18 protein-coding genes are annotated in these 25,009 nt (G+C 68.8%); 11 read left to right on the forward strand and 7 right to left on the reverse strand.

The window, feature by feature from the left end:
- Positions 1 to 87 precede the first annotated feature (87 nt).
- From purL to purS, 4 genes are all read right to left on the reverse strand, one after another.
- Positions 88 to 2,367, reverse strand: a complete 2,280-nt coding sequence (gene purL, locus ACH34W_RS28530) for a phosphoribosylformylglycinamidine synthase subunit PurL (RefSeq protein ID WP_395964255.1) — start codon at positions 2,365 to 2,367, stop codon at positions 88 to 90.
- 850 nt (positions 2,368 to 3,217) lie between these two features.
- A complete protein-coding gene (gene purQ / locus ACH34W_RS28535; RefSeq protein ID WP_395964173.1) occupies positions 3,218 to 3,898 on the reverse strand; it encodes a phosphoribosylformylglycinamidine synthase subunit PurQ in 681 nt (226 codons plus the stop codon).
- A 122-nt stretch (positions 3,899 to 4,020) separates the two neighbouring features.
- Positions 4,021 to 4,467 (reverse strand): ATP-binding protein, encoded by a 447-nt coding sequence (locus tag ACH34W_RS28540; protein WP_395964174.1) that lies wholly within the window; start codon positions 4,465 to 4,467, stop codon positions 4,021 to 4,023.
- Between the two features lie 328 nt (positions 4,468 to 4,795).
- Complete coding sequence (gene purS / locus ACH34W_RS28545) at positions 4,796 to 5,038, reverse strand: phosphoribosylformylglycinamidine synthase subunit PurS (RefSeq protein ID WP_151561117.1); 243 nt, start codon at positions 5,036 to 5,038, stop codon at positions 4,796 to 4,798.
- Positions 5,039 to 5,188: 150 nt separating this feature from the next.
- Between purS and ACH34W_RS28550 the strand changes: the two genes are divergently transcribed.
- The 5 genes from ACH34W_RS28550 (at position 5,189) to ACH34W_RS28570 (ending at position 11,631) form a co-directional block, all read left to right on the forward strand.
- Positions 5,189 to 6,808 (forward strand): hypothetical protein, encoded by a 1,620-nt coding sequence (locus tag ACH34W_RS28550; RefSeq protein WP_395964175.1) that lies wholly within the window; start codon positions 5,189 to 5,191, stop codon positions 6,806 to 6,808.
- A gap of 266 nt (positions 6,809 to 7,074) precedes the next feature.
- The gene (gene pdhA, locus ACH34W_RS28555) at positions 7,075 to 8,220 is read left to right on the forward strand and encodes a pyruvate dehydrogenase (acetyl-transferring) E1 component subunit alpha (protein ID WP_395964176.1); all 1,146 of its coding nucleotides are present in this window, start codon (positions 7,075 to 7,077) and stop codon (positions 8,218 to 8,220) included.
- A gap of 38 nt (positions 8,221 to 8,258) precedes the next feature.
- Positions 8,259 to 9,227 (forward strand): alpha-ketoacid dehydrogenase subunit beta, encoded by a 969-nt coding sequence (locus ACH34W_RS28560; RefSeq protein WP_395964256.1) that lies wholly within the window; start codon positions 8,259 to 8,261, stop codon positions 9,225 to 9,227.
- A gap of 5 nt (positions 9,228 to 9,232) precedes the next feature.
- On the forward strand, positions 9,233 to 10,672 hold the full coding sequence (locus ACH34W_RS28565; RefSeq protein ID WP_395964177.1) for a dihydrolipoamide acetyltransferase family protein: 1,440 nt from the start codon (positions 9,233 to 9,235) through the stop codon (positions 10,670 to 10,672).
- A 158-nt stretch (positions 10,673 to 10,830) separates the two neighbouring features.
- Positions 10,831 to 11,631 carry a hypothetical protein gene (locus ACH34W_RS28570; RefSeq protein ID WP_395964178.1) on the forward strand — a complete coding sequence of 267 codons (801 nt, stop codon included), beginning with the start codon at positions 10,831 to 10,833 and terminating at the stop codon, positions 11,629 to 11,631.
- A 146-nt stretch (positions 11,632 to 11,777) separates the two neighbouring features.
- On the opposite strand, the gene ACH34W_RS28575 is transcribed toward ACH34W_RS28570, so the two are convergent.
- The 3 genes from ACH34W_RS28575 to ACH34W_RS28585 form a co-directional block, all read right to left on the reverse strand.
- The gene (locus ACH34W_RS28575; RefSeq protein WP_395964179.1) at positions 11,778 to 12,020 is read right to left on the reverse strand and encodes a DUF6458 family protein; all 243 of its coding nucleotides are present in this window, start codon (positions 12,018 to 12,020) and stop codon (positions 11,778 to 11,780) included.
- Between the two features lie 91 nt (positions 12,021 to 12,111).
- The gene (locus tag ACH34W_RS28580; protein ID WP_395964180.1) at positions 12,112 to 13,581 is read right to left on the reverse strand and encodes an OmpA family protein; all 1,470 of its coding nucleotides are present in this window, start codon (positions 13,579 to 13,581) and stop codon (positions 12,112 to 12,114) included.
- Positions 13,582 to 13,697: 116 nt separating this feature from the next.
- Positions 13,698 to 15,533, reverse strand: coding sequence for an acyl-CoA dehydrogenase (locus ACH34W_RS28585; RefSeq protein WP_395964181.1), 1,836 nt, complete (start codon positions 15,531 to 15,533; stop codon positions 13,698 to 13,700).
- Positions 15,534 to 16,076: 543 nt separating this feature from the next.
- Here ACH34W_RS28585 and ACH34W_RS28590 point away from each other — a divergent pair.
- From ACH34W_RS28590 to ACH34W_RS28615, 6 genes are all read left to right on the forward strand, one after another.
- Positions 16,077 to 17,345, forward strand: coding sequence for a glycosyltransferase family 2 protein (locus tag ACH34W_RS28590; protein ID WP_395964182.1), 1,269 nt, complete (start codon positions 16,077 to 16,079; stop codon positions 17,343 to 17,345).
- A 1-nt stretch (position 17,346) separates the two neighbouring features.
- Entirely contained in the window at positions 17,347 to 19,482 is a 2,136-nt protein-coding gene (locus tag ACH34W_RS28595; RefSeq protein WP_395964183.1) for a right-handed parallel beta-helix repeat-containing protein, read from the forward strand.
- Complete coding sequence (locus tag ACH34W_RS28600) at positions 19,482 to 21,449, forward strand: right-handed parallel beta-helix repeat-containing protein (protein WP_395964184.1); 1,968 nt, start codon at positions 19,482 to 19,484, stop codon at positions 21,447 to 21,449. Before ACH34W_RS28595 ends, ACH34W_RS28600 begins: the two co-directional genes overlap by 1 nt.
- Positions 21,446 to 22,621, forward strand: coding sequence for a nitrous oxide reductase family maturation protein NosD (locus tag ACH34W_RS28605; protein WP_395964185.1), 1,176 nt, complete (start codon positions 21,446 to 21,448; stop codon positions 22,619 to 22,621). The genes ACH34W_RS28600 and ACH34W_RS28605 overlap by 4 nt, the downstream gene beginning before the upstream one ends.
- Entirely contained in the window at positions 22,618 to 23,961 is a 1,344-nt protein-coding gene (locus ACH34W_RS28610; protein ID WP_395964186.1) for a UDP-glucose dehydrogenase family protein, read from the forward strand. The genes ACH34W_RS28605 and ACH34W_RS28610 overlap by 4 nt, the downstream gene beginning before the upstream one ends.
- 186 nt (positions 23,962 to 24,147) lie before the next feature.
- Positions 24,148 to 24,933: a sporulation protein gene (locus ACH34W_RS28615; protein WP_395964187.1), complete on the forward strand. Its 786-nt coding sequence runs from the start codon at positions 24,148 to 24,150 to the stop codon at positions 24,931 to 24,933.
- The last annotated feature ends 76 nt before the right edge of the window (positions 24,934 to 25,009 follow it).

Genomic DNA, 25,009 nt, shown 5'->3' on the forward strand with positions numbered 1-25,009 from the left:
GCGGCCCCTAAAAACCCTCAGGAACCAGGCAGACGCAAAGAGCGCCCGGCACCTTGTGGTGCCGGGCGCTCGGTTCGTTTGGGCGGGTCAGTCGGCGTAGCTGGGGAGGGTGCGCTCGTGGGCCTCGCGGAGCTCCGCGAGGGGGATGGAGAACAGCTCCTTGGTGTCGCCCGGGGCGGAGAACGTCAGCGAGTCGCCGCCGATGACGCCGAGCTGGGTGACCGGGACGCCGGCCTGCTCGCAGAGGGCCGCGAGGCGGGCCTCGCCGCCGGGGCGGATCGCCACGACGGCGCGGGCCACGGACTCGCTGAACAGGGACACGAACGGGTCAACCGGCAGTGTGATCCGGGCGCCCAGGCCGCCGTGCAGGCAGGACTCGACGAGGGTCTGGGACAGGCCGCCGTCGGAGACGTCGTGCGAGGCTGTCAGGAGCCCCTCGCGGGCGGCGGTGACCAGGACCGAGGCCAGCGCGGCCTCCGCTGCCAGGTCGACCAGGGGCGGCAGGCCGCCCAGGTGGTCATAGACCACGTGCGCCCATTCGGAGCCGCCGAACTCCTCGCGGGTCTCGCCGAGGAGGGCGAGGGTGGCGCCTTCGGAGGTGAACGACATGTTCACGCGGCGACGGATGTCGTCGTGGACTCCGAGAACACCGATGACCGGGGTCGGGTTGATCGGCGTGGTGCCGGTCTGGTTGTAGAACGAGACGTTGCCGCCGGTGACCGGGACGCCGAGGTACTGGCAGGCGTCGGCCAGACCCTCGACCGCGCGGGCGAACTGCCACATGACGCCGGGGTCTTCGGGGGACCCGAAGTTAAGGCAGTTGGTGACCGCCAGCGGACGGGCACCGGTGGAGGCGACGTTGCGATAGGCCTCCGACAGCGCCAGCTGGGCGCCGGCATACGGGTCGAGGCGCGTGTAACGGCCGTTGCCGTCGAGGGAGAGGGCGATGCCCAGGCCGCTCTCGTCGTCGATGCGGACGACACCGGCGTTCTCGGGCATGGCCAGAACCGTGTTGCCGAGGACGTACCGGTCGTACTGCGAGGTCACCCAGGTCTTGCTGGCCAGGTTGGGTGAGCCCGCGAGCCAGAGGACGGTGTTGCGCAGGTCGTCGGCGTTGGCCGGACGGGTCAGGCGGCCGGGCGTGTCGGCCTGGAGGGAGCCGAGGTCGGCGGGCGGCGCGTAAGGCCGCTCGTAGACAGGGCCCTCGTCGGCGGCGGTGCCGGGCGGGATATCGACGATCGTCTCGCCGCGCCAGGTCATCACCAGGCGGCCGGTGTCGGTGACCGCGCCGATCACGGTGGCGGGGATCTCCCACCTGGCGCAGATCTCCATGAAGCGGTCGACCTTGTCTGGCGAGACGACCGCCATCATGCGTTCCTGCGACTCGCTCATGAGGATTTCCTCGGGGAGCAGCGTCGCGTCGCGCAGCGGGACGGTGTCGAGCTCGACGTGCATGCCGCCGGTGCCGGCCGCGGCCAGCTCGGTGGTGGCGCAGGAGACACCCGCGGCGCCGAGGTCCTGGATACCGACCACGAGGTCCTCGCGGAACAGCTCCAGGCAGCACTCGATGAGGAGCTTCTCCATGAACGGGTCGCCGACCTGCACGCTAGGGCGCTTGGCCTGAGACTCCTCATCGAACGTCGCGGAGGCGAGCACGGAGGCGCCGCCGATGCCGTCCGGGCCGGTGCCGGCGCCGAACAGGATCACCCGGTTGCCCGGGCCGGGGGCGACCGCGCGCTTGATCTCATCGTGCTTCAGCACGCCCACGCAAAGCGCGTTGACCAGCGGGTTTTGCGCGTAGCAGGCGTCGAAGACGGTCTCGCCGCCGATGTTGGGCAGGCCGAGCGAGTTGCCGTAGCCGCCCACGCCCGCGACGACGCCGGGCAGCACCCGCTGGGTGTCGGCCGCGTCGGCCGGGCCGAAGCGCAGCGAGTCCATGACGGCGACCGGCCGGGCGCCCATCGACATGATGTCGCGGACGATGCCGCCGACGCCGGTGGCCGCGCCCTGGTAGGGCTCGACGTAGGACGGGTGGTTGTGGGACTCGACCTTGAAGGTCACCGCCCAGCCGTGGCCGACGTCGACGACGCCGGCGTTCTCGCCCATGCCGACCAGCAGCGCGTCGGTCTTGGGCGCCTTGTCACCGAACTGGCGCAGGTGCACCTTGGAGCTCTTGTACGAGCAGTGCTCGCTCCACATGACCGAGTAGATCGCCAGCTCGGCCGAGGTGGGGCGGCGGCCCAGGATGTCACGGACCCGCTGGTATTCCTCATCTTTCATGCCGAGCTCGGCGAAGGGCTGCGGCCGGTCCGGCGTCGCCGCGGCGGTGGCGACGGTGTCGGTCTCGTGCACGACCGGCGGGGTCATCGCCGACGGCGCGCGGACCGCGGGCTGCTCGCCCGTGTCCGAGGCCGGAACGGCGGTCTCCTCGGTCGTCGCGGCGGCGATCAGGGCAGCGTCGGCCTCCGAGATCGCACCCGACTGTGAAGCGGCTGACTCTGAGGCGGCGGACTGCGACGTGGCGAACTCTGAAGCGGTGGACTGCTGCGAATCAGCGGTGGACTGTGAGGCGGCGGGCTTGGGCGGCTCGGCGTTGGCGAGGCCGGTCAGCGCCGCGAGCGCCTCGTCGGCCGCCTTGGGCTCGGCCGGGGCCTCCGGGGCCTGCGCTGCCTCCTCGACGGGCTCTCCTGGCTCCCGGACGACCTCCCCAGGCTCCTGAGCGGGCTCTGCGGGCTCCTGAGCGGCCCACGCGAGGTGTGGAGCGGGCTCTAGGGACTCGGGGGCGTCGTGTTCCTGCTGGGCCTGTGCGGGCTCTGCAGGGCCGGACACGTCACGGCTCTCGGCCTGGGACGCCGGGGTGGCATGGACGGCCTGGGTGGCTTGGGTGGCTTGGGAGAACACTGCGGCGGCCTCGGCGGTGAGCTCCACGGTTTGCCCGGCCGACGGGATCGGGATCCCCCCGGCGGCGGGTACGGCCGGGATCGGGCCGGTGCCGGTCGCGGCCTCCGCCTCGGCCTCGTCCGCGAGGGCCTCGAAGGCCTGGGTGACCGAGGGGTCGACGGGCTGCAACTCCGGATCGTCGGCGTCCGACTTGAGGTCGGCGAGCCACTCGAGGCTCGGCTCGTCCTCCCGCGAGCGGGGATGTCCCTGCGGGGCACCGGGCGTGCTTGGCGGCTGCTCGCTCATGCTCTGCTTTCCGTTCGCTTCCGCGGCTCGCTCATGCGTCGACCAGTTTCTTGACGATCGAAGTGAAGAAGCCGAGCCCGTCGGTGGACGGGCCGGTCAGGGACTCCACGGCGTGCTCGGGATGGGGCATGAGGCCGACGACGTTGCCGGCCTCGTTGCGGATGCCTGCGATGTCGTTGAGCGAGCCGTTGGGGTTGACGTCGAGGTAGCGGGCCACGATCCTGCCGCTCTCCTCCAGTTCGTGGATGGTGGAGGGGTCGGCGGTGAAGCGGCCGTCCCGGTTTTTGATGGGGATGACGAGCTCTTGGCCCTCACGGTATTCGGAGGTCCAGGAGGTCTCCGCGTCCTCCACCCGGAGTCGCTGGTCGCGGCAGACGAAGTGCAGTCCGGCGTTGGGCAGCAGCGCCCCCGGCAGCAGGTGCGACTCGCACAGCACCTGGAAGCCGTTGCAGATGCCGAGCACGGGCAGGCCGTCGCCCGCGGCGGCCACCAGCTCGGTCATGATCGGCGCGAACCGCGAGATCGCGCCCGCCCGCAGGTAGTCCCCATAGGAGAACCCGCCGGGCAGGACGACGGCGTCCACACCCTGCAGGTCGTGGTCGGCGTGCCAGAGTGCCACCGGCTCGGCGCCGGCAAGTCGTACGGCGCGTGCGGCGTCCCGGTCGTCAAGCGAACCAGGGAAGGTGATGACCCCTACCCGGGCAGCGTCCATCTCTTCTGTTCCTCCGAAAAGAGGGCGCCGGGACAGGCGGCATTGCCCGCCGGTTCCAGCCCCCTGGCGGGGTGCCGCCCCGCCTCGCGATGCGCGCCTGGATCCCCCGCGCGCGTACCAATCTACCCGGCGCTGTGCATGAGCTGGCGCTCGAGGCGGCGGATCAGTGCTTCATCGCGCCAGGTCAGGCGCTTCTGCAGGTGAACGACCGTGCCCGCGTCCGGAACGGACTCGATGTTGAGGTCGTCCACCAGCGCCCGCATGATCTTAATCCCGCGTCCGGATTCGCTCAATATCCCGCGATCCTCGTCGGACTCGGCCTTTCGGAGCCCCCGGCCCCAATCCATGATCTTCAGGACGCAGGCGTCGTCGTCGACACAGCCGATCACTTCGTAATTGCCGCTGGCGCGCGCGTGCTGGATCACATTCGTGCACGCTTCCGAAGTGGCGACGAGGATATCCGCGACACAGTCGTCGGAAACGCCGAGGCCGCGCAGCGCGTCACCGAGGACGCGCCGAATCACCGGGATGCTGAGCGCCTCGCGGGGTAGCGCGAGGGAGAACTTCATGTCCACCGGCCACCTCGTGTCATTTCCAGGCACTCCCCTGGCCGACCCCGTGTGCGGGTCGCTATGGACGACTCGACGCAGCTAACACTTCCCCGGCGATTACTTCCGTAATCGTTACAGTGACGGGTCTTTCCTATGAACCACGGATGTCCACACTGGCGAACGCCGTGATTGCGGGTTTTCTGCTTAGGGTCTAGACCTTTGGACCGCGCCAACTGTGTCAATCATCACACTCTTGCCGCTTCGCCAATTTCGCGGTCATTCGCGGATTGACTCCTGTCGCGTGCACGCGCGGTAACGCCTCTACCCGACTCTGTGAACGCCGGCCTCAGAGAACGCGCACTTCGTAACTCTCGATGACCGGATTGGCCAGGAGAGTTTCAGCGATCTTGTTCGCCTGCTCGAGCGCGGCCTCGTCCGCGGGCCCGTCGAGTTCGAGTTCGAACCGCTTGCCCTGCCGGACGCCCACGACCCCGTCGAACCCCATCTGCGGGAGCTTCCTGGCGATCGCCTGGCCCTGCGGATCGAGGATTTCCGGCTTGAGCATGACGTCGACGACGACACGCGCCACGACCGCCCCCTCACTGATCTGCTCTTTTCCGTACGGCTGAAGCGTACGGCACCATTACCTCTTGCAACCCATCGCCCTGGCTCGTTAGCCATACCCTCGTCACCGCACCCAGATCCCAGTCCCACCCGCCTTCTCAACGGAGCCGTCCCGATGAACATCGAGGAGCTGTCACCGCAGGAGCGCCGTCTCTGGGAGGCGTTCCCGCGCGGCGAGTCCGTCGATCTGTCCAGCCCCGATCCGGCGCAGAACGATCCCGCCTTCTCCGAGCACTGGGGGCAGGACCGGCTGGTACGCGCCGAGGTGCTGGTCGCGCTGCTGGCCGGAGCCATCGACGCGGAGCCCGGCCAGGTCGCGGCCGTACGGCTGACGGGTGCCCGGATCATCGGGGCGCTCAACCTGGGACACGCCGAGGTGACCGTTCCGCTGGCCCTGACCGGCTGCTCCTTCGACGAGCCCCCGCACCTCTACTGGGCGAACATGAACAGCGTCCACATGATGCGCTGCCGCCTGCCCGGACTGGTCGCCTCCGGTACGCGGATCGACGGCCACCTGTGGCTGGAGGGCAGCCGCGTCTCCAACGGGCTGTGGCTGGACGGGGCGCACATCACCGGCATCCTCAACATGTCGGGCGTCCACCTGATCAACCCGGGTGGGGACGCGCTGCTGGCCGACCGGCTCACCGTCGACGCGAACGTCTACTGCGACCGGGACTTCATGGCGAACGGCGAGGTGCGCCTCCCGGGCGCCCATGTCGGGGGCCAGCTGATCTTCCGGCAGGCCCGGCTGCACAACCCGTCCGGGGCCGCGCTGTACGCGAGCCGCCTCGACGTGGCGGCCAACGTGTTCTGCGACGGGGGCTTCTCCGCCCAGGGCGAGATCCGCCTGCGCGGCGCCCGCGTCGGCGGCTACCTGTCGTTCGTCGGCGCCGAGCTCTCGCATCCGGAACGGACCGCGCTGAACGCCGACGATCTCTCGGTGGAGACCGACGTCTACTGCTCCGACGCGTTCTCCGCCGACGGCACGGTGAGCTTCGCCGGCGCCCACATCAGCGGCCAGCTCAGCCTGCGAGGCGCAAAGCTCAAGAACCCCAGCGGGACGGCTCTGAGCCTCCAGCGGTTGCAGGCCGAGGAGGTCCTCCTCACCCCGGCGGAGCCGATCGAGGGCACCGCGGACATGTCGTACGCCAAGATCGGCCTGCTGCGCGACGACAAGAAGACCTGGGCGGCCCGCCTCCAGCTGGACGGCCTGCAGTACGAGACGCTCGACCCGCCGATGACCGCCCGCGAACGGCTGGACTGGCTGCGACGCGACACCGACGGCTACGCGCCCCAGCCGTACGAACGGCTCGCCCACGCCTACCGGACGCTCGGCCTGGACGCCGACGGCCGCTCCGTCCTGCTGGCCAAGGCCCGCGACCGCCGCCAGACCCAGGGCCTGTCCCGCAAGGTCGTCGGCTGGGGCCAGGATCTGTTGATCGGCTACGGCTACCGGCCGTTCCGCGCCGCGAGCTGGCTGGTCGGGCTGCTCGCGTTCGGCACGATCGTCTTCTCCCTGCACAAGCCGGCGATCCTGAACGCCGATGACACTCCGCACTTCAACGCGTTCTTCTACACCCTCGACCTGCTGTTGCCGATCGGCGACCTGGGCCAGGAACGGCTGTTCTCCCCCGAGGGCGTCTACCAGTGGATCGCCAACTTCCTGGTGATCTCGGGCTTCATCCTCGGCCTGACCGTCGCCGCAGGCGCCACCCGGGCCCTGTCCCGCGAGTGACCGGCCGCCGGCAACCGACTTGCCCGCGTTCGCGACAAGCTGACTCGGCGCGCCCGGGGGCCCAGCGACCCAAGCCACACGCGGAATCCGGTGGGTCACGCCATCGGCTGGGTAGGAGAGCCGTAATCGGGGGCTTGCGTCCCTGGGTGTGATGTCTGCCACGATGACCTAAGCGGCATTCGTCCCTTTACCTGGGGACCGATGTCACTGACACCGGCCGGACCGCGGCGATCCCGCGTACCGGCCCCGAACGAGGAGTGTCATCGATGACGATTGACTCCGTGCGCGGCGCGCCCGACACCCCCGAGCTCGCCCAGCCGGACAGAGACGGGACCGAGCTCATCCAGCTGCTCACCCCCGAGGGCGAGCGCGTCGGGCACCCGGACTACCCCCTTGACCTGACCCCCGACGAGATCCGCGGCCTGTACCGCGATCTGGTGATCACCCGTCGCATCGACCTGGAGGCGGTGGCGCTCACCCGCCAAGGCGAGCTCGGCATCTGGGCCTCGCTGCTGGGCCAGGAGGCCGCCCAGATCGGCTCCGGGCGGGCCCTCACGGCCAACGACATGGTCTTCCCGACCTATCGCGAGCACGGCGTCGCCTGGTGCCGCGAGGTCGAGCCCCTCAACCTGCTGGGCCTGTTCCGCGGCGTGAACCACGGCGGCTGGGATCCGGCCGAGCACGGTTTCCACCTCTACACGATCGTGATCGGCAGCCAGACGCTCCATGCCACCGGCTACGCGATGGGCATCCAGCGCGACGGCGTGCTCGGCACCGACAAGGCCGGCGCCACCATCGCCTACTTCGGCGACGGCGCGACGTCCCAGGGCGATGTGAACGAGTCGTTCGTCTTCGCCTCGGTGTTCAACGCCCCAGTGGTGTTCTTCTGCCAGAACAACCAGTGGGCCATCTCCGAGCCCCTGGAGAAGCAGTCCCGGATCCCGCTCTACAAGCGCGCGCAGGGCTACGGATTCCCCGGGCTCCGGGTGGATGGCAACGACGTGTTCGCCTGCCTCGCGGTGACCCGCAAGGCGCTGGAAGCCGCCCGTACGGGACAGGGCCCGACGCTCGTCGAGGCCTACACCTACCGGATGGGCGCCCACACCACGACCGACGACCCCACGCGCTACCGGCTCAAGGCCGAGGAAGAGTCGTGGAAGCTCAAGGACCCGATCGAGCGCGTCAAGGCGTATCTGGTCCGCAACGACCTGGCCGACACCTCGTTCTTCGACGACCTCGACGCCGAGGCCAAGAAGTTCGCCACCGAGCTGCGCAAGGCCTGCCTGGCGCTGCCCGACCCGCAGCCGCTGGCCATGTTCGAGAACGTGTACGCCGACAAGCACCCGCTGATGACCGAGGAACAAGAGCAGTTCGCCGCCTACCTGGAGTCCTTTGAGGGGGTGTCTTCGTGACGCAGTCGACGGAGACCAAGTCGGCCAGCAACCTGCCTATGGCCAAGGCCCTCAACGAGGGCATGCGCAAGGCCATGGAGAACGACCCCAAGGTCCTCGTCATGGGCGAGGACGTGGGCAAGCTCGGCGGCGTGTTCCGGGTGACGGACGGGCTGCAGAAGGACTTCGGCGAAGAGCGGGTCATCGACACCCCGCTGGCCGAGTCGGGCATCGTCGGCACCGCGATCGGCCTCGCCCTGCGCGGCTACCGTCCGGTCGTGGAGATCCAGTTCGACGGCTTCGTCTTCCCGGCCGCCGACCAGATCATCACGCAGCTCGCCAAGATGCACATGCGGTCACTGGGCGCCCTGCAGCTGCCCGTCGTGATCCGCATCCCGTGCGGCGGCGGCATCGGCGCGGTCGAGCACCACTCCGAGTCGCCGGAGAACTACTTCACCCACACCGCCGGGCTCCGCGTGGTGGCGTGCTCCAACTCCTCCGACGCGTACACGATGATCCAGCAGGCGATCACCTCGCCGGACCCGGTGATCTTCTTCGAGCCCAAGCGCCGCTACTGGGACAAGGCCCCGGTGGACGTCGAGGCCGCCCCCGCCGACTGGCGCCCGCTGCACGACGCGCACGTGGTCAACCCGGGCGAGCACGTGACCGTGCTGGCGTACGGGCCTGCGGTGAAGACCTGCCTGGAGGCCGCCGCGGCCGCCGCCGAGGAGGGGCGTTCGCTGGAGGTCATCGACCTGCGTTCGCTCAACCCGCTCGACATCGACACCGTCACCGAGTCGGTCAACCGGACCGGCCGTTGCGTGGTCGTGCACGAGGCACCGGTCTTCTCCGGCTACGGCGCCGAGCTGGCCGCGCGCATCACCGAACGGTGCTTCTACCGGCTGGAGTCGCCGGTGCTGCGGGTCGGCGGGTTCTCGACCCCGTACCCGCCGTCCCGCCTTGAGGACCACTACCTGCCCGACCTCGACCGCATCCTGGACGCGGTCGACCGGACCTTCGCCTGGTGACCCCGATGACCGACCGTAAGCAGTTCAAGCTGCCCGACGTGGGCGAGGGCCTGACCGAGGCTGAGATCGTCAAGTGGCACGTGCAGCCCGGCGACCAGGTCGAGGTCAACCAGACCATCGTCGAGATCGAGACCGCCAAGGCGATCGTGGAGCTGCCCTGCCCGTTCGAGGGCGTGGTGGCAGAGCTCATGGTCACCGAGGGCGACACGGTGGACGTAGGCGTGCCGATCATTTCGGTGGACGTGGCCACGGAAGGTGAGGAGCCCCCGTCCGCAGCCGTCGCGACGCCCGTGTCCGAGCCTCCGGCCCAGCCCGCGGCCCTGCAGCAGGACATGGTGCCCCGGGTCGAGGAGCCGGGGATGGTCGCGCCGGACAAGCCCAAACGCCAGCCGGTGCTGGTGGGGTACGGGGTCAAGCCCGGCGCCACCAAGCGCCGTCCGCGCAAGTCCGAGCACACCCCGGCCGATACCTCGGCCGCTGCCCCGGCCGCCACCGCGGCTCCAACAGCACCTCCACAGCCCGTACGGGAGGAGCCGGCCAGTCATCCACAGCCTGTGGATAAACGAACCCTGGCCAAGCCGCCCGTACGCAAGATGGCCAAGGACCTCGGGGTCGACCTGACCACCCTCATCGGATCGGGGCCGCGCGGCTCCATCACCCGTGAGGACGTCCAGGCCGCCCTCACCGCCGCTCCCACCGAAGCCGCCCCGGCAGCGGCCACAGCCGCGGCTCCGGGTGTGCGCGAGGAGCGGATCCCGGTCAAGGGCGTGCGCAAGGCCACCGCCACGGCCATGGTCGGCTCGGCGTTCACCGCCCCGCACGTCACCGAGTTCGTGCAGGTCGACGTGACCCGCACGATGGAGACCGTACGGCGGCTCCGTGATCTTCCCGAGTTCGCGGAGGTCAAGGTCTCGCCGCTGCTGCTCGCCGCGAAGGCGGTGCTCACCGCCCTCCGCCGCAACCCGGGCGCCAACGCGTCCTGGGCCGAGGGCGACTCCGGTGCAGAGATCGTGGTCAAGAACTACGTGAACCTCGGCATCGCGGCCGCCACCCCGCGCGGGCTCCTGGTCCCCAACCTCAAGGAGGCGCAGGACCTGTCGCTGCCCGAGCTCGCCAAGGCGCTGAACGCGCTGATCGAGACGGCGCGGGCGGGCAAGGCGTCCCCTGCCGACCTCTCCGGCGGCACGTTCACGATCACCAACATCGGCGTCTTCGGCATCGACACCGGCACCCCGATCATCACCCCGGGCGAGGCGGCCATCCTCGCGTTCGGGCAGATCCGGGACATGCCGTGGGTGTACGAGGGTGAGCTGGCGATCCGCAAGGTCTCCACGCTCGCGCTGTCGTTCGACCACCGCATCATCGACGGCGAGCTCGGCTCGCGGGTGCTGCGCGACATCGGCGACATGCTCGAAGACCCGATGCGCATGCTCGCCTGGAGCTGATCGCTCACCGGCAAGAGACACGCCCAAGGGCCGTCCCGGATTCCACCGGGGCGGTCCTTGTCACATTCCGCAGTGGAACCCAATTGATCGTTCCGGCATCTGATGTGACGTCCAGAACGGACGATTTCGTTGTTTCGAGTGAGACAAGGGAGACCTTCGTGAAGAAACTGCGCCTCGCCGCGGTGGCCATGGCCACGGGCGCCGTCGTCGCACCGTTAGTGGCCGGCACCGCCGCACAGGCCGAGACGACTGCGGCCCCCGCCGCCCAGGCGACCTCCGCCGCTCAGGCGACCCGCGCGGTCGGGGACCTGCTCAAGCCCGGCCAGATCCTCAAGCCCGGCCAATACCGCAAGTCCCGGAACGGCAAGTACCGCCTGATCCAGCAGAAGGACGGCAACCTCGTCCTCTACAAGGGCCGCAAGGCGCTCTGGAGCACCCTCACGGGCGGGCGCAAGGGCGCCTCCACCGTCATGCAGAAGGACGGCAACCTCGTCGTCTACAAGGGCCGTAAGGCGCTCTGGGCGGCCAACCCCGGCCGCTACCCCGGCGCGTTCCTGGCCGTGCAGAACGACGGCAACCTTGTGCTCTACAAGGGGCGCAAGGCGATCTGGTGGCGCAACATCTACATCGGCACGCTCGTGTCGCCGCAGCGCCTCAACCCCGGGCAGGCCGTCCTCTCGCCCAACCGCAAGTACACGTTCATACAGCAGACCGACGGCAACCTGGTCCTCCACAAGGGCCGCAAGGTTCTCTGGGCGACCAACCCGGGCCGCCAGCCCGGCGCGTTCACGATCATGCAGTCGGACGGCAACCTCGTGACCTACAAGGGCCGTAAGCCGATCTGGGCGATCAACCCGGGCCACCACCCCGGCGCGTTCCTGGCGGTGCAGAACGACGGCAACGTCGTGCTCTACAAGGGCCGCAAGCCGCTCTGGTGGACCGGCACCACCGGCCGGTGAGCTGACCGCTTCGCCTGATTTCCCCCTGATTCCCCTCATTCCCTCTGAAGACCGGGCCTGACCCGGTCATGAGGGCTTGGACACCCTCGGCCGTCGCGCGCGGGCGGCCGGGGGCGTCCGGGACGGTGAACATCCGCACAGGACGATCAGACCGGCGGCGGGTTGTCCCCGTTGTAGAGGCGGTCTCGGTTGCTCTCGGGATTGTGCGCGCTCCGCTGCTGCATCCGCACCATCATGAGCAGCTGCAGCGCGAACGAGACACCGCCGACGATGATCAGGATGACCCCGATCACATGGATGTCGACCGGATCCTTCATCGCATCCGCGCGGATCGCGAACTTGAGGATCAACCCGAGCGTGATCGTGAAAACACTGACGCCGACACCCATGTGACCTCCGCCAGACGATCCGTTGTCGTGCTCTTTAATTATCCGTTCGGCTCGTACATCACACCCGGTTTGATCGCCGCATCCGAAGGAACTACTGGACGGGCACGTTGTTGACCTTGCCGAAGGGGCCGCCGTCGAAGACGACAGTGGTGAGGTTGCCGGGCGGGGCGGGGATGTAGACGAACGCGCGGCTCGGCTGGTTCTGCCCGGTGCGGTACGTGGAACGGCCAGGATCCACGTACACGGTGGCCTCACCGGCCGACTGGCCCACGCGCACCGCACGGTAGATGTCCTTGCCGTTCGGGCCGACGATGGAGAACGACGTGAACGCACCGCCCGCATAGTCCTTGTGCGGGTAGGCGGCGTTCGCCGGTGTCGTTCCCGGCCCCTCGCTCACCAGGTCGAACACCGCGACGATGTACGCGCCGTCCCGGTAGAACGGCTTCACGTCGAGCCGCCGCTTCTCCGCCCCGAAGCGCCCGTAGCGACTGGCCACGGTCTTGCCGTCCTGGGCCCGGAAGGTCGCGGGCTGCACGGTGCCGCCGCGGTTGCCGGCGGGTGCCGTCGTGGTCGCTGTCGTGCCCTGGGTCTGCTGCCGGACGACATAGGAGATCTCCACGCGGCGGTTGCGGGCACGGGCCTGCGCGTCGTCCTTGTCGCCCTCCTTGGCGATCAGGGCGGTCTCGCCCTTCCCCTCGGTCGAGTACCGGTAGCTCTCGCCTAGCCGGGTCTTCAGTTCCTTGGCGACGGCTTCGGCGCGTTCGCGGGAGAGCTTGAGGTTGTGGTCGTCGGCGCCCTTGCTGTCGGTGTGGCCGGTGACGGTGAGCGGCTGCTTCGCGGAATCGGCCTTCGCCTTGATCTCCTGCGCGGCCTGGTCGAGCACCGCCTTGGCACGGCCGGACAGCTTGGCCGAGTCGACCGCGAAGAGCACGTCGGTGCGCAGGTTGACCGTCACGTCCGAACCGCTGGACGTGACGTCCCTGATCTCGCCCTCGGTGATGTCGTAGAGGTCGACCGGATTGGCCGCGTCGGGCTGGGCGTCCGAGGCGGGCGACGACGCGACGCCGGTGACCGGGACGCCGGTGTACTCCCCCGCGGTGCCCGGGGTGAGGGCGGTGACCCTCGTGACGGCCTGCGGGATCGCCGGGTATTCGGAGATGAGCTCGCGGGCCACGTTCGGCTGGAACTGGACGGCCGTGTTGGGGCTGACCGGGCGGTACAGCTTGCGGCCGACCGGGTCGATCAGCGGAACGGGGAACGCCATCGACTTGGCGGCGCTGTCCAGCGAGGTGACGGTGAGCTTCAGCACGGACTTGGCGCCCTGCCGTTCGACCTCTCTGATCTCGACCTTGGCGTGCAGCGCGTCACCGCCGCCGAACCAGCCTTCCTTGATGAGACCCGTACCGGTCTGCGGCTGTGTCGGGGCGGACGAGGCCCCGGGCTTGGCCTGCGGCGGCTCCACCTCCTGCGGTGGCCTCGAATCCGTACTACAGGCCGCGGCTAGGAGGACCACCACGGCGAGCGGAAGAACGAGGGGAGCAGAGAGCCTGCGGGCCGACATCGAGTTCTCCGTCCGGTGGGGGCTCGCCGACGGTACCGCCCAACCTTAGCGAGCGGCCCCCGCCACCACGGGGGTGACGGGGGCGGCTCATCCAGTCCGCGGGAGACGGATGGGGACTAGAACGCCTCTTCCGGCAGGTCCATCACGTCGAGCGTGGTGCCCTCGGTGATGGCGCGCTCGGCGGCGATCCTCGGCAGGACGGTCTGTGCGAAGAACTGCGCGGCGGCCACCTTGCCGGTGTAGAAGTTCGTGTCGCCGTCGGAGATGTCGCCGCCGGACAGCTTGCCGAGGGCGATCTCGGCCTGGCGCAGCAGCAGCCAGCCCACGACCAGGTCGCCGAGCGCGAGCAGGAAGCGGCTGCTGTTGAGGCCGACCTTGTAGAGCTCCTTCGGGTTCTCCATCGAACCGAGGGCCCAGCCGATCATCGGGTTGAGGATGCCCTGCACGTCCTCCAGCGCCTTGCCCAGCAGCGCCCGCTCGTTCTTGAGGCGGCCGTTGCCGGCGTCGCTCGCCGCGAACGCCTGGATCTCACCGGTCAGGTGCTTGAGGGCCTCGCCGTTGTCCCGGAGGACCTTCCGGAAGAACAGGTCCATGCCCTGGATGGCCGTGGTGCCCTCGTACAGGGTGTCGATCTTGGAGTCCCGGATGTACTGCTCGATCGGGTACTCCTGCAGGAAGCCCGATCCGCCCAGGGTCTGCAGCGACTCGGCGCCCAGCAGCGCGTACGCCCGCTCGGAGCCGAAGCCCTTCACGATCGGCAGCAGCAGGTCGTTGATCTTCTCGGCGAGCTCGTCCTTGCGCCCCTCGTGCTCGGCGATCTGCACCGCGTCCTGGTAGGAGGCGGTCAGCAGGACCAGCGCCCGCATGCCCTCGGCGTAGGCCTTCTGGGTCAGCAGGCTGCGCCGTACGTCCGGGTGGTGGGTGATCGTCACCCGCGGCGCGGTCTTGTCGGTCATCTGGGTGAGGTCGGCGCCCTGCACCCGCTCCTTGGCGTACTCCAGCGCGTTGAGGTAACCGGTGGAGAGGGTGGCGATGGCCTTGGTGCCCACCATCATCCGGGCGTACTCGATCACCATGAACATCTGCTTGATGCCCTCGTGCACGTCGCCCACGAGGTAGCCGATGGCCGGTTGCTTCTCACCGAAGGTCAGCTCGCAGGTCGTGGAGACCTTGAGGCCCATCTTCTTCTCGACGTTGGTGACGTAGGCGCCGTTGCGCTCGCCCAGCTCACCCGTCTCGACGTTCACCAGGTACTTGGGCACCAGGAACATCGACAGGCCCTTGGTGCCGGGGCCGGCGCCCTCGGGGCGGGCCAGCACCAGGTGGAAGATGTTCTCGGACATGTCGTGCTCGGCCGAGGTGATGAAGCGCTTGACGCCCTCGATGTGCCAGGTGCCGTCGGGCTGCTGGACGGCCTTGGCGCGGCCGGCGCCCACGTCCGAGCCTGCGTCCGGCTCGGTCAGCACCATCGTGGCGCCCCACTGGCGCTCCAGCGCCAGCTCGGCGAACTTCTTCTGCTCGGGGGTCCCGATGTTCCACAGGATGTGGGCGAAGCCGGGGCCCGAGGCGAACATGTAAACGGCCGGGTTGGCTCCCAGCACCTGCTCCGAAATCGCCCAAGTGAGGCTGCGCGGCGCGCCGGTGCCGCCGAACTCCGGCGACAGGTCGATGCGGTACCACTCGGCGTCCATCCACGCCTTGAAGGACTTCTTGAAGCTCTCCGGCATCGCCACGTCGCCGGTCGCCGGGTCGAACTTGGGCGGGTTGCGGTCGGCGTCCTCGAACGAGTCGGCGAGCGGGCCCTCGGCGAGGCGGGTGACCTCGTCCAGGATGCTCCGCACGGTGTCCTCGTCCAGCTCCGCGTAGGGACCGCTGCCGAGCAGGTCCTGGCGGTTGAACACCTCGAAGAGGTTGAACTCCAGGTCCCGGAGGTTGCTCTTGTAGTGCCCCATGGTCGAACACTCCGTCGTCAGATCCTGCGGCGCCGCGCGGACCCCGCTGCACGTACTGGTCAGTAACTCACCATCATGCTACCCGCTGGTAACTGGTGACAACCCATCCCGAACGCCCGATTTCACCCGTGCTGGATCACATCGGGATTCAAGGGCAGGCAAAACGTGACACAACTCACAGCGCGTTCTCGCGGCACTCTCGAACGCGGTTCGATAGGACCTCGATAAACGGACATTCAACTCATTGCGCACCATCAAGGCCAAAACACCCCATTGCCCCACCACGCCAATGTTTCGGCCGCGTGTCAAAGAACAGTCCAGCTGATTGCCAGCACACCACCCGGGGCCCTTTTCGTTAATTACGAAAGTTGATCAGCAACGAATTGGCAACACCTGGGGACTCCGTTCCAAGAGTGGCCAGATGTGGCAATTGTGGATTGACCACGATGCCCTCCACTCTTACGGGGTTGGCTCGGGGCAGCTGGGGGCGCGCAGGGGTGTGCGCACCCCTCCCGACGCCGTGCGACGGGAGAGGGGACGCAGTTGTCAGCTGTCACGGGGTGGCTGGACGACGCCTGGGAGATGATCCAGGACGCCGCAGCCGGGGGTGATTGGCGCAGGTTCATACCGCTCGGGTTCGCGGGCCTGCTGGTGTGGTCGCTCTGGCTCTACAGAGTGATCTTGTCGCGGATGGACAAGCCGGTTGTCAACAATTTCCGCACCACCGTTTCGGTGGTCGTGCCGTCCTATCGCGAGGATCCGGATATCCAGCTGAAATGCCTGGAGACCTGGCTGGCGCAGAATCCGAGCGAGATCATCATGGTCGTCGATGTTGGTGATCATGAAGTGCAGCGGCGGCTCGCGGAGGTCAGCGATCCACGGCTGGAAGTACTGGTCTACGAGCATTCCGGCAAACGTTCCGCGCTGGGCGTGGGCATCCGCGCGGCGCGCAGCGAGCTCATCGTGTTCGCCGACTCCGACACCTGGTGGCAGCCCGGCCTGCTGGACGCGGTCCAGATGCCGTTCGAGGACCCGCAGGTCGGCGGCGTCGGCACGCAGCAGAACGTCTACCAGCGCACCACCAGCATCTGGCGCAGGATCGCCGACTGGCTGGTCAACCTGCGTTACTACGACTACGTGCCCGCCATGGGCAGCAAGGGCGGCGTGGCCTGCCTGTCCGGCCGCACCTCCGCGTACCGCCGCTCGGTGGTCCTGCCGGTCGTGGAGAACCTGGAGAACGAGTTCTTCATGGGCCGCCGCTGTATCGCCGGTGACGACGGCCGCCTTACCTGGCTGACGTTGTCGCAGGGCTACAAGACCGTGCACCAGTCGTCCGCCCGTGCGATCTCGATGTTCCCGGACACGTTCAGCGCCTTCGTCAAGCAGCGCGTGCGGTGGAGCCGCAACTCCTACCGCTGCTACCTGACGGCCCTGTGGAAGGGCTGGCTGTGGAAGACGCCGTTCGTCACCAAGGTCACCGTGCTGCAGATCCTGCTCACCCCGGTCACCATGGGCGTCACGCTGGCCTACCTGGCCTTCAGCCGGATCCTGGACAACCTGCACCCGCTGGGCATCTCGCTGGCGATCGGCTGGGTCATCCTGGGGCGGGGCATCCGGGGCTGGTCGCATCTCAAACGCCATCCCCAGGAGATCCTGCTCCTGCCGCTGACGGCACTCGTGATCATCATGATCTCGCTGCCCATCAAGCTGTACGCGTTCGTGACCATGAACAAGCAGGGCTGGCTGACCCGCTCGTCCGACCAGGTGGGCGGCGCCGGCCAGAACGCCCAGTCGCTGCAGGGAGTTGCGTGACGTGGGCACGCACGACTTGCTGAGCGGCTCCGCGCGCCGCTGGCTGAGGCTGGGCCCGGCGCTGGGACTGGCGTCGGCTCTCGGCGCTGGACTGCTGGCGGGCCCTGCCTCGGCCGACGCGCAGACCGCCCCACAGACCGACTCGCAGATTGACTCGCGGACCAACGCGCCGGCCGACGCGCAGATCGCGCCGCGGAACGACCACGCGAAGCAGGCGGCGCTGGTCGATCAAGAAGACCAGCGGATCATGCAGACCCGGTCCGTCCTCGCGGCGATCCTGCAGATCGGCGGCAACGCGACTGCGCAGTGGAAGCGGCCGCAGCTGTTCGGCTCCGCCCACGGCAAGACCCTGGTCCTTCCGCCGTCCGTCAGCGGCAAGGCCTACACGGTGGCCGATCTGGAGAAATACGGCGGCAAGTACTTCCGGAAGCTGGCAGACGGCTCGTACCTGCTGGGCGTGCACGTCTTCGTCGCCGACGGAGCCGAGTTGCTTCTCCACAATCCCTCGGGGCCTCTTGCCATCCGGATGGGCAGCCTGCCAGGGGCGTTCAGCTCGATCGTCAGCTTCGGCGGCAGCATCAAGGTCGAAGGCACCGCGCGGCAGCCGGTCAAGATCACCAGCTGGAACCCGCGGCTCCGCCGGCCCGACACCGAGGTGTCCGATGGCCGCGCCTACCTCCGTGCGGTCGGCGGTGACTTCAAGATGAAGTACGCCGCGGTGTCGCACCTCGGCTTCTACTCCGGCCGCACCGGAGGCATCGCCCTGACGGGGACAGACCGCCCCGCCAGCGTCGTCAAGCGGCTGAGCAAGGAGCAACGGCACGCGGCCAAGCAACGCCGGCTGCAGAAGAACAAGGAAGGCACGCCGAGTGGCGGCGGACCGGGCGATCTCGAAACCGAGCAGCCCCGCGGCACGGCCACCCACTATCCGGCCGCCGACCTGGTCACCGGGGCCGTCGATCACAGCACCATCAGCGGCAACGCGTTCGGGCTCTTCGTCTCGGGCTCCAACCAGCCACAGATCACCCACAACAAGATCGAGAACAGCCTGGTCGACGGGCTGGTCCTGCACCGGTTCACCAAGAACGCCAACGTCCACAACACCACGGTGACCGGCAGCGGCGGCGACGGCTTCGTGTTGTCGCGCGCCACCGAGAAGATCCGGGTCACCGACTGCACCGCCGAACGCAACACGGGCAACGGCTTCACGGTCAACGGCCAGGCCCTCGCCGACGGGCCCTCGGCCTCGGGCGAGTCGCTGGAGCGCTTCGGCGACAGCTCGATCAACAACAGCCTGGCCAAGGACAACGGCCGCCATGGCGTCGAGCTGCTGGGCGGCGACAAGCTCGCCGTGCAGAACAGCAGGATCATCGGTGGCGCGATGGGCATCGTCGTCCGGGACGGCGCGTTCGGCGTCCAGATCTCCGGCAACCGGCTGCTCAAGCAGAGCGAGCAGGGCATCGCCCTGCGCGACGGCGTCCGCGACGCCAGCCTGGCGGGCAACACCGTGATCGGCGCGCGCACCGGCATCTACCTGCGCAACGCCAGCGGAACGCTCGTGGGCAACGTGGTGCAGGGCGCGAGCGCGCACGGCATCACGCTGGTCGGCGACGCCAAGGGCTCGCAGGTGCGCAACAACACCCTCAGCGGTTCCGGCACCAGCGCCGTGAGCGACTCACGTGCCCACGGCAAGGTGAACCGAGTCGACAACAACACCGAGGGGTGGAACGACACGGCCTCGTTGTGGACCAAGGCCAAGCGTTACGCCAAGCCCATGAACCTCATCTGGTTCGCCGTCTTCGCGCTCGTCGTCCTCTCGATGCTCCGGGCCCGGGGCGGCAGAGGTCTCCACATCCGGCGCACCAGCGCTCACCCGTACGAACTCCAGCGCCCGCTGGAAGAACGGCCGGCGTTCAGGTTGCCCCGCCGCGTCGAGGCCGCCGCCAAGCCCGCACAGGCGGTCTCCCACCGTCTGCACGGCTCCCATCCGCTACCCGGCTCCCATCCGATGCCGGGTTCCCATCCGATGCCCAGCTCCCATCACCACTTGCCCGACATGCTCGGCCTGAACGGATCGGATCTAGTCCGCGCCGCGACACAGCAGAGCGCCCCCCGCCCCGAAGGAGAAGGGGCTTAATGAAAGAGCGCTCGGGGGATCCGGCTCACCCAAAAGCACCGTCGGCACCGGCAGCACCGTCGCTGGACGAGGCGCCACCCAGGAAGCGACGCAAGGGCAAGGTCCTGACGACCGTGCTCGTCCTCGGTCTGGCGGGCGGCGGCACGTACACCTACCAGCAGTACTTCGCCGAGCACACGCCCGACCTGCCCGCGGTCAACGACGTGGCACCCGAGGCGGCGCACCAGCAGGCGACGCTCGTCGACGCCGAGGACATGCGGGTCATGCAGATCCGCGCCAAGCAGGACTCTGACTTGGCGGCGGGCGGTTCACAGGCCGCCCAAGCCCGTCAGCCGAGGATCCTCAGCTCCGCCAATGGGCGGACGCTTGTGCTGCCCCAGCGTCGCCAGCCCTACTACGTCCAGGAGCTGGTGCGGCTGGCAGGGCCAGACTTCCAGCGCCAGAGCGACGGCTCCTACCTGCTGGGGGTCAACATCTTCCTGGCGGGCGGGGGCAAGCTGATCCTGCAGAGCGCCTCCGGGCCGCTGACCATCCGGATGCGCAGCATCCCGGGCTCGTTCGTCTCGATCGTCAGCGCGGGCGGCAGTGTGCGGATCAACGGGTCGGCGCAGAACCCGGTCCGCTTCACCAGTTGGAACAACGGGACCCGCAAGCCCGACACACAGGTCGCCGACGGGCGGGCGTACGTGCGCGCGATCGGCGGCGAGTTCACCATGAAGTACGCCCAGATCTCCGACCTCGGCTTCTGGAGCGGGCGGACCGGCGGCATCGCGCTCACCGGCTCCGACCGGGCCGACACGGCGGCCGAGCAGTTGCCCGGCACAGGCGACGTCCGCAGCGGCATCCGGCTGCCGAACGGGGAGAACGACACCACGACGGGCGGCCGCGAGGAGATCGAGGTCACTCCGGCGGGCGCGGCCAAGGCCCGAGCCACCGGGTTCTACGTGCCCGCGGCCACCCTCGTCACGGGCACGATCGACCACACCACGGTCTCGGGCAACGCGTACGGGATCTTCGTCACCGCCTCCAACCAGGCGCAGATCACCAATGTCTCGATCACCGGCAGCCTGGTGCACGGCGTGTTGCTGCACCGGTTCGCCAAGAACGCGGTCATCGAGAACACCACGGTCACGCGCAGCCGGGGCGACGGCTTCGTGTTGTCGCGCGGCACCGAGGGTGTGCGCGTCACCAACTGCACCTCAAGCGGCAACGGCGGCAACGGGTTCACCCTGAACGGCCAGCCGCTGGCGGACGGCCCCTCCGCCTCCGGCGAGACGATCACGGCGTTCGGCCACAACGTGGTGAGCGGCGCGACGATCAAGAACAACCGGCGGAACGGGGTGGAGATCCTCGGCGGCGACACCGTCCAGGTGCAGAACAGCCGGATCAGCGGCGGCGACATGGGCATCGTGGTCTGGGACCGTGCCGTCCGGGTCCAGCTCATCGGCAACCAGATCGACCGGCCGCAGCGGCAGGGCATCGTGCTGCGCGACGGTGTCAGCGGCGGCTCGGTCTCCGGCAACATCATCAACGGTGCCCAGACCGCCCTGTCCCTGCGGGACGCCGTCGCCACCATCAGCGGCAACACCGTACAGTCGGCGCACCGGCATGGGCTCACGCTCAAGGGGAACGTCGCCGGAACGCGGATCACCGGCAACACACTGAGCGGTTCGGGCCTGAGCGTGATGGACGTGGACCTCGCCAAGGGCGGCTACACCAACGTCAACAACAACGTCGCCGGATGGCACAAGACCGCGGGCTTCTGGACGTGGGTGAAGCGTGTGTTCAAGCCGATGAACGTCATCTGGTTCAGCGTCTTCCTGCTCGTGGGCATTTCGATGTACCGGTCGCGGGCCACCACCGGGCTCCGCATCGGCCGCCGGGGCGTCCACCCCTACGCGCAGCAGACGAAGATCGAGGAACGCCCCGTACGCCGGCTGGAACGCCAAGGAGTGATCCAGAGATGAAGTCCAAGCTCGATCTGAAGTTCATCGTCGGGCTGGTGGTCGGCGCGGCGCTCATGGCCGTTCTCGCGCTCTTCGTGGCCGGCCTGGACGGCGACGACGGGAAGTCCGGCAACGCCGCAGGCAACGGGACGACCGGTACCGGCGGCTCGCCGGGGGCAGCGCCCGAGATCACAAAGGGCGGCGGCGGGGACGGGGACGGCGGGGATGGCGGCGACGGAGACGGTGGCGGTGGCGCGCCGGCCGGTCAACCGTTCACCCTCTCGGCGCCAAGCGGTCCGGACAAGATCGCCTGCCCCGGCCCCACCAAGACCGTCGGCGACGCCAAAGAGTTGCAGCAGGCGTTGAGCTCGGCGCAGCCCGGCGACGTCATCAAGATGAACGCGGGCACCTACGAGGGCAAGTTCGTGGCCCGGACCTCCGGTAACGCGGCCAAGCCCATCTTCCTGTGCGGCGGCCAGGACGCGGTGCTCGACGGCGGCGGGATCAAGAAGGGTTACGCGTTCCACCTCAATCAGGCAAACCACTGGCGGCTGGTCGGGTTCACCGTGCGCAACAGCCAGAAGGGTGTGATGGCCGATACCAGCAACGGGTCGATCATCCAGGGCCTGACCGTCCACGAGATCGGGGACGAGGCGATCCACCTGCGCAACTTCTCCACCGGCAACACGGTCCAGTACAACAAGATCTACAACACCGGCCTGCGCCGCGAGAAGTTCGGCGAGGGCGTCTACCTGGGCACCGCCGAGTCCAACTGGGGGCAGTTCTCCGGCGGCAAGGTCGACAAGAGCGACCGCAACCTGGTCCGCGGCAACGTGATCCGGGCCACCGCCGAGGCGATCGACATCAAAGAGGGCACCACCGGCGGCCGCATCGTCGGCAACGTCTTCGACGGCTCGAAGACCGGCGGCAGCAAGCACAACGACTCGTGGATCGACGTCAAGGGCAACGGCTACGTCATCGAGGGCAACAAGGGCGTCGGCACCCCGATGGACGGCTTCCAGACCCACGAGATCGTCGACGGCTGGGGCACCGGCAACACGTTCCGCAACAACTCGATCGATCTCGCCGGCGGCAAGGGCGTCGGCATCAACGACACCGCGGGCGGCAACAAGATCGCCTGTGACAACGAGGTCCGGGGTGGCCGGCTGACCAAGAAGGGCACGTGCTCATGAACGAAACTCCCCCGCAGAACGAGGCCCCGCGCCTCACCGTGATCGGCACCGGCTATCTCGGTGCCACCCACGCGATCTGCATGGCCGTGCTCGGCTTCAATGTCCTCGGCGTGGACGTGGACGAACGGAAGATCGCCAGACTCGCCTCCGGTGAGGTCCCGTTCTTCGAGCCGGGCCTGCCCGAACTGCTCGCCAAGGCCCTCGAATCGGGACGGCTGCGTTTCACCACCTCGTTCGCCGAGGCCGGTGAGTTCGGCGACGTGCACTTCGTGTGCGTGGGCACCCCGCAGCAGCCCGGCTCGGACGCGGCGGACCTCACGTACGTGGACGCCGCGGTCCGGTCCCTGGCACCGCATCTGAACCGCCGCACCCTCGTCGTCGGCAAGTCCACCGTCCCGGTCGGCACCGCCGCCCGGATGACCGACGTCCTGCAGGAGCTGGCTCCCGCCGGGACGGAGGTGGAGCTCGCCTGGAACCCCGAGTTCCTGCGCGAGGGCTTCGCCGTCGACGACACGATGCGGCCCGACCGGCTGGTCTTCGGCGTCGCCTCCGCATGGGCGGAGGAACGGCTGTACGCCGCGTTCAAGCCGATCCTGGAGCTGGGCACCCCGGTCGTACGGACCGACCTGGCCACCGCGGAGCTGGTCAAGGTGGCGGCCAACTCGTTCCTCGCCACCAAGATCTCCTACATCAACGCGATGGCGGAGGTATGCGAGGCGGTCGGCGCCGACATCAAGGACCTGGCCGACTCGCTCGCGCTGGACGACCGCATCGGCGGCAAGTTCCTCAAGCCCGGCCTCGGTTTCGGCGGTGGCTGCCTGCCCAAGGACATCCGGGCGTTCGCCCACCGCGCCGAGGAGCTCGGCGTGGGCCAGGCGGTCGCGTTCCTGCGCGAGGTCGACGACATCAACCGGCGGCGCCGGGCCCGCACGGTCGACCTGGTGCGCGAGGTGCTCGGCGGGAAGATCTCCGGTGCCCGGATCGCCTGCTGGGGCGCCGCGTTCAAGCCCAACTCCGACGACATCCGCGACGCGCCCGCGCTGGACGTGGCACGCACGATGCACGGGCTGGGCGGGCGCGTGCGCGTCTACGACCCGGCCGCGCTCGACAACGCCCGCCGCGCCTTCCCGGAGCTGCGGTACGGGGCGAGCGCGCTCGACGTCGCCCAGGACGCCGACGTCGTCGTGCTCCTCACCGAATGGGCCGACTTCCGCGAGATCGCCCCCGACGCCCTGGCCATGGTCGTCAAGCACAAGCGCATCGTGGACGGCCGGCACGCGCTGGACGCGACGCAGTGGCGGGAAGCAGGCTGGGAATACCGAGCCCTGGGCCGCGCCTGAGGCCGGATCCACTGAGGCGACTCCAAAGAAGCGCCCCGCCTCGCCCTTGTCCGCTACCGGACCGGGGCAGGCGGGGCGATCCTAATGCGCCGGGCACCTGCGGGAACGTAACCTCCCGTACGGGCGTCTAGTGGACGAGGGCGTGATCACGCCCGTCATCGCGCCCATCACGGGAGGGGAATCCACATGGTCTTCAAGAAGCTCATGCAGGCGGCCGGCGTCGGCGGTCCCGAGATCGAGACCGTCCTGCACAACCCCAACACCACGCCGGGTGGCACCATCACCGGAGAGGTCACCATCCTCGGCGGCAAGCACGACTCCGACATCATCGCGGTCAACCTGGCTCTGAAGACCCGCGTCGAGGTCGAGTCCGGCGACAACGAGTACACCTCCAACCTGGAGTACGCCAAGCTGCCGATCGCGGGCAGCTTCCGGCTGGACGACGGCGCCCGGCACACCGTGCCGTTCCAGTTCCCCATCCCGTGGGAGGCGCCGCTCACGCACTTCTACGGACGCTCGCTGCGCGGCACCACCGTCGGCCTCGCCACCGAGCTCGAAGTGGCGCGGGCGGTCGACGCGACCGACCTGGACCCGATCTCGGTGCACCCGCTGCCCGCGCAGGAGCGCGTCCTGGCGGCGTTCGCCAACCTCGGCTTCCAGTTCCGCAACGCCGACTGCGAGAAGGGCCGCATCTGGGGTGTCCACCAGGAGCTGCCGTTCTACCAGGAGATCGAGTTCTACCCGCCGCAGCAGTACGCGCGCGGCATCAAGCAGCTTGAGGTGACGTTCGTCTCCTACCCCACCTCGATGGAGGTCGTGCTGGAGCTCGACAAGCGCGGCGGCTTCGTCACCGAGAGCCACGACGCGTTCGCCCGCTTCACCGTGGACTACGCCACCGTGGAGCACACCAACTGGGAGCAGCAGCTCGACGGCTTCCTGCAGCAGGCGGGCCGCCGGCGGGGGTTCTTCTAGGCCGATCGCACCGGCGCACTCAACGCGCGACTCCGGCGCACTCGACCGGCACTCGACCCGCGCACTTGATCGCGGA

Source organism: Actinomadura sp. 6N118, from assembly GCF_044326415.1.
GTDB lineage: Bacteria > Actinomycetota > Actinomycetes > Streptosporangiales > Streptosporangiaceae > Spirillospora.

What these genes read in the sequence shown, in the direction of transcription:
- ACH34W_RS28540 (WP_395964174.1), bottom strand. Translation starts at nt 4,467, where the DNA reads ATGAAGTTCTCCCTCGCGCTACCCCGCGAGGCGCTCAGCATCCCGGTG.
- ACH34W_RS28565 (WP_395964177.1), top strand. Translation starts at nt 9,233, where the DNA reads ATGACCGACCGTAAGCAGTTCAAGCTGCCCGACGTGGGCGAGGGCCTG.
- ACH34W_RS28605 (WP_395964185.1), top strand. Translation starts at nt 21,446, where the DNA reads ATGAAGTCCAAGCTCGATCTGAAGTTCATCGTCGGGCTGGTGGTCGGC.
- ACH34W_RS28580 (WP_395964180.1), bottom strand. Translation starts at nt 13,581, where the DNA reads ATGTCGGCCCGCAGGCTCTCTGCTCCCCTCGTTCTTCCGCTCGCCGTG.
- purQ (WP_395964173.1), bottom strand. Translation starts at nt 3,898, where the DNA reads ATGGACGCTGCCCGGGTAGGGGTCATCACCTTCCCTGGTTCGCTTGAC.
- ACH34W_RS28615 (WP_395964187.1), top strand. Translation starts at nt 24,148, where the DNA reads ATGGTCTTCAAGAAGCTCATGCAGGCGGCCGGCGTCGGCGGTCCCGAG.
- ACH34W_RS28575 (WP_395964179.1), bottom strand. Translation starts at nt 12,020, where the DNA reads ATGGGTGTCGGCGTCAGTGTTTTCACGATCACGCTCGGGTTGATCCTC.
- ACH34W_RS28560 (WP_395964256.1), top strand. Translation starts at nt 8,259, where the DNA reads ATGGCCAAGGCCCTCAACGAGGGCATGCGCAAGGCCATGGAGAACGAC.
- purL (WP_395964255.1), bottom strand. Translation starts at nt 2,367, where the DNA reads ATGACCCCGCCGGTCGTGCACGAGACCGACACCGTCGCCACCGCCGCG.
- ACH34W_RS28585 (WP_395964181.1), bottom strand. Translation starts at nt 15,533, where the DNA reads ATGGGGCACTACAAGAGCAACCTCCGGGACCTGGAGTTCAACCTCTTC.
- ACH34W_RS28600 (WP_395964184.1), top strand. Translation starts at nt 19,482, where the DNA reads ATGAAAGAGCGCTCGGGGGATCCGGCTCACCCAAAAGCACCGTCGGCA.
- ACH34W_RS28610 (WP_395964186.1), top strand. Translation starts at nt 22,618, where the DNA reads ATGAACGAAACTCCCCCGCAGAACGAGGCCCCGCGCCTCACCGTGATC.
- pdhA (WP_395964176.1), top strand. Translation starts at nt 7,075, where the DNA reads ATGACGATTGACTCCGTGCGCGGCGCGCCCGACACCCCCGAGCTCGCC.
- ACH34W_RS28550 (WP_395964175.1), top strand. Translation starts at nt 5,189, where the DNA reads ATGAACATCGAGGAGCTGTCACCGCAGGAGCGCCGTCTCTGGGAGGCG.